This window comes from Limosilactobacillus reuteri subsp. porcinus, from assembly GCF_036621895.1.
GTDB classification, from domain to species: Bacteria; Bacillota; Bacilli; order Lactobacillales; family Lactobacillaceae; genus Limosilactobacillus; species Limosilactobacillus reuteri_J.
Genome location: NZ_LN887320.1, coordinates 1 through 4,382 on the forward strand (window position 1 = coordinate 1; position 4,382 = coordinate 4,382).

Below are 4,382 nucleotides of genomic sequence, written 5' to 3' on the forward strand. Positions count from 1 at the left end.
CAATTATCTCCTACTCGATTTTCTACTTATTCCCAAAATGTAATGCAGCTGCGCCAAAGTTCAATGGTTGGTAATGGACTTCTTTAAATCCGACTGCCTTCATCATCCGCGCAAGTTGGTGGGCGGAGACGAATTGTTGGCTGGTTTTCTTTAAATATTGATAATCGCGGTAATGTCCACCGGCTAATGAAGCCATTAATGGAAAGGCTGTAAAGTAAGCTTTCCAGCCGACTTTAATAATTGGATTGGTCGGCTGCGACATTTCCAAGCTAACGAATTGCCCACCTGGCTTGAGGACCCGGTAAATCTCGCTGAGCGCCTTATCTGCATCTGGGACATTTCGTAAGCCAAAGCCAATGGTGACGATATCAAAGCTATTGTCATCAAACGGCAACGCCATGGCATCCCCTTGTACCAAGAAAAGATTACCAATCATCTTTGTCTTTTCTTTAGCGATTTCCAACATTTCTTTATTAAAATCAAGCCCGGTTACTCGTCCAGCAGAGATCCGCTTAGCCAGGGCAATTGCGAGGTCTCCCGTTCCACAGCAAACATCTAAGGCGTTATCAGTGGGCTTAATCTGAAGCTGATTAAAAAGTTCGTGCCGCCATATTTTCTGCGTTCCTAGACTAATCACATTGTTTAATAAGTCATAGCGGGGGGCAACCCGGGAAAATAAGTTATTTACTTCGTGTTCATTTAATAATTTATTTGTTTGAACCATGATTTTCTCTTTTCTTTAAGTTATTCTGTAAGTTGCTTCTTTGGTCTAACCAACATCACCAAGATAAAGTTAAGCAGGAGGGTCAAACCAGTAATGACAAAGACCATTTCATAACTAGAAATCCCCGAAATGAATGACCCAAGAATTGATCCTAACACCGCACCTGCAGCCTGGAAAGATTGATTATAACTAAAGATTCGACCGAATGCTTCGGTTGGGACGTCAAGGGTTAAGACCGTTTGGGTAGCAGGCATTAACGCCGCGTTTGCCAACCCGAGCAAGAAGCGCCAAAATGCCAAGGCCCATGGAGATTTAGTAATGGTCATGGGGATAAAGAGGATAAAGGCCGTGAGAATCCCAATCTGTAATACTTTTTCTGGTCCAATCCGGTCCATCGTGTGACCAACCTTTGAAGCGGCAAGCAATGTTCCTAGTCCTGGAGTAGCAGCAACAATCCCAGCGACAAAGGCAATATTGCCATGGCCGCCCATCAATTGCCGAACATACAAACTGATAATTGGGTCAATTGACATGGTAGAAGAAGTAACAATCATTGTGGTTAAGAACATAACGAAGATCAATGGTGGATTATCCAAATTATGAATTATCTCTTTCATTGGCTTCATCGCTTCTTTTTTAATTGGGGTAAAATGTTCTACCGTCAATAACCACGTACTGAGAAAGACACAAAACATTAGTGCTCCGGTGATGAAAAATGGGATTCGGTACCCAAACAATCCTGATAGGAAACCACCAAGCAAAGGACCAACCAAATTGCCGGCCACCCCCGCAGTAGTCATCGCTGACATTACCCAGCCTGATTTATTATGCGGTGTTTCGCCAGCCATTAAAGCAGTAGCGTTATTAATGTAGCCGGAAAAGACTCCTTGAAGGAACCGCATGCCAATAATCATCCAGACACTTTGGGCAAATCCAATTGCACAGATTGTACAAGCCATTACTCCTGATGCACGCATACACATCAGTTTTCGTCCTTTGCGATCAGCCAGACTGCCCCAGAACGGTGAAACAATGGCTTGACTAATGAAGGTCACCCCAAATGCTAGTCCGGAGTAAATGTTGAGCTGAAAACGCGTAAAGTTTCCTAATTCTGCAATAAAAAGTGAGATAAACGGCATCGTCATCGAGTAGCCCATCCCGGTGATGAACGCGCCGAGCCAGAGGGTGTAAAAAGTTCGGTGCCAACCGTGAGGAAATTTTCCTCTTGCGACTTCCGAATCCATTTTGATTATCATCTCCTAAAATGATTTGTTCATAAAAATATATTGTAACAAAATAATTTGTAATATGGGAAATCCTTCTGAAAATACAAATTAATTTAGCATTCTTTTTCGAAAATTTGCTAATATATTAATGAAGGTAAGAAAGGGGAAATCATCTGTGAAAAAGAGGATTGCAGTCTTTTCAGATACGCATGGAAATCTAACAGCGTTGCAGGCAATGTATCGCGACAGCATAGCGCAACATGTTGATGAATATTGGTTTATTGGTGATTTACTGATGCCAGGCCCAAGTGTAAAACCAATTTGGGAGATTTTGCAAGAAATGAAGCCAACAGTAATTGTACGAGGAAACTGGGATGACCTAGTTGTTCGTGGTGCTCGCGGGATGATGGATATGGAGCGTCCTTCCCACATTTACTTTGCGCGGTTAGCCCAGTACGTTGCGGAACATGCCCCCGACGGAATGGTTGACAAGATTGCAAGTTGGCCGATGCACGTGACGAAACGCGTTGGCCCCCTTAACTTTGGTATCTCCCATAACCTGCCGTGGCTTAATATGGGTCAAGACCTTTTTCCTACGCAAGCTAGTGAGAATTTTGATAAGTTGTTTAATGTCGCTGGCGAACCAGTTGATGTGGCTATTTATGCTCATGTTCATCATGATCTTTTGCGGTATGGGAGTGATGAACGCATGGTTTTAAATCCCGGAGCAATCGGCGAGCCATTCAACCACTGGCAACCTCTCCAGCGTGATTTGCGGGCCCATTATCTAATTTTGGAAGTAGACGATATTGGTTTAGCTGAAACTAGCTTCCGTCATATTGGATATAGTCGCGATCAGGAAAAACAAATTGCCGATAAGAGTGATTTGCCATACCGTGACCTTTACAAGAAGATGATGGTGACGGGGCGGGCTTATACCCATGATGATGAACTTTTAACTGAATATAATAATCAATATAATTATGCTGACGAATACCGTAAATACGCGAAAAAATTAAATGGTTAAGAAAAGTCAAAGAGTAATGCAAAATTCTTGTATTTTTTGTAAGTATCAGCGATAATATTAAAATGAAAAGAGTTCGCAGATGTTTTAATTTTAAATAGTAATTGTATAGTAGATAAAGTTTTTAATATAAAAGGAGAACTACTTAATGGCAAAAAAGTCAAAGATTGCTAAATTACATCACCAAGAAGCTTTAGTAAAGAAATACGCTGAAAAGCGCAAAGAATTAAAGGCGAAGGGCGACTACATCGGTTTATCCAAACTTCCTCGTAACTCTAGTGCGGTTCGTCTTCACAACCGTGACCGTTACGATGGCCGACCACATGCCTACATGCGTAAGTTTGGAATGTCACGGATTAAGTTCCGTGAACTAGCACACAAGGGCCAAATCCCTGGTGTTCGTAAGGCTAGTTGGTAAGTTAAATCTTATTTATAAGGAGTTGTCGAGAAATATTCTTCTTGATAGCTCCTTTTTTTGAATAATGGCCGAAAATTAGGACTAATAATAGTTTAACTACACTTTGCTCAAACCGGCGAGCGGGTAAATTTTTCGATAATCTTCTAAAAAGTTGACATTTTAGCTTCGTTCGCGATCAATAACTGCTATACTAAGAATAGTAGACGAGTAAAGTCGGGCGGTGGAAATCTAATGAACGAAAAAGTAGTTTTTGATCAACTAAGTAAAGATGTAGCTGATCAAGTACGTGTAAGGCAAACATATAAGTACTTTAATGGGACTGATCGTTCTAAAGGCCTTTATGATGAAGCTATTAGAATGGGGGAGGATGTCCTTCAAGAGCATAAAGAGGGATATAATGAACCACAAGCAATGGTCGATCTTGTTGATCAGGCGATCTATAACTCACGAAAAGCATTAAATGGTCAGCAAACTGATAAGCATTCTTTAAAAATGCAGTTATCACGAGCAGGTCAGTTCTTACGGAGCCAGGAGTTTACTGGTTTACCTATTAAGACACAACAATACTGGGAACGTGAGATTGCAGCAGCCCATAATATTGAAGTGGCTTCAAATACTGATCAAGCCTTAGCTAACAAGACAGCTATTAAGGTTGCGACAATGTTTGATACAATGGAACAGATGCGGCCACAATTAATGAAAGAAGCTGCTCAGCAACGGGCAGCGCGGGCTAAAAAGGCTATGGCGGCACGGAAAGAGGCTGAAAAAGAACGGCAAAAGCGTGAAGCTATTCTCGCTAAACAAAAGGCTCTCGCTGAAAAAGCTGCCAAAGAAGATCGAAAAGAAGAGAAGAAACCAAAGAAAAAATCTGGTGGTCATCGTGGTTTCTGGTCATTTCTTGGCTTTCATAAAAAGAAAAAGTAATTATAATGAAGAGGTTGAGAAAAACATGATTTTTCTTTCAACCTCTATTTTATGTGCGCCCGGCAT

The 4,382-nt window shown here is 41.4% G+C and carries 5 protein-coding genes; 3 read left to right on the forward strand and 2 right to left on the reverse strand.

Annotated elements, in window-relative coordinates:
- Positions 1-22: 22 nt before the first annotated feature.
- A complete protein-coding gene (gene ubiE / locus AACL61_RS00995) occupies positions 23-724 on the reverse strand; it encodes a bifunctional demethylmenaquinone methyltransferase/2-methoxy-6-polyprenyl-1,4-benzoquinol methylase UbiE (RefSeq protein WP_152703137.1) in 702 nt (233 codons plus the stop codon).
- Between the two features lie 20 nt (positions 725-744).
- The gene (locus AACL61_RS01000) at positions 745-1,968 is read right to left on the reverse strand and encodes an MFS transporter (RefSeq protein WP_003665703.1); all 1,224 of its coding nucleotides are present in this window, start codon (positions 1,966-1,968) and stop codon (positions 745-747) included.
- A 130-nt stretch (positions 1,969-2,098) separates the two neighbouring features.
- Here AACL61_RS01000 and AACL61_RS01005 point away from each other — a divergent pair, with 130 nt between their 5' ends.
- The 3 genes from AACL61_RS01005 to AACL61_RS01015 all read left to right on the forward strand — a co-directional run bounded on the left by AACL61_RS01005 (position 2,099) and on the right by AACL61_RS01015 (position 4,316).
- Positions 2,099-2,977 carry a metallophosphoesterase family protein gene (locus tag AACL61_RS01005; RefSeq protein ID WP_339110852.1) on the forward strand — a complete coding sequence of 293 codons (879 nt, stop codon included), beginning with the start codon at positions 2,099-2,101 and terminating at the stop codon, positions 2,975-2,977.
- A gap of 145 nt (positions 2,978-3,122) precedes the next feature.
- Positions 3,123-3,392, forward strand: a complete 270-nt coding sequence (gene rpsN / locus AACL61_RS01010; RefSeq protein ID WP_003667006.1) for a 30S ribosomal protein S14 — start codon at positions 3,123-3,125, stop codon at positions 3,390-3,392.
- 231 nt (positions 3,393-3,623) lie between these two features.
- Positions 3,624-4,316 carry a hypothetical protein gene (locus AACL61_RS01015; RefSeq protein ID WP_020843138.1) on the forward strand — a complete coding sequence of 231 codons (693 nt, stop codon included), beginning with the start codon at positions 3,624-3,626 and terminating at the stop codon, positions 4,314-4,316.
- The last annotated feature ends 66 nt before the right edge of the window (positions 4,317-4,382 follow it).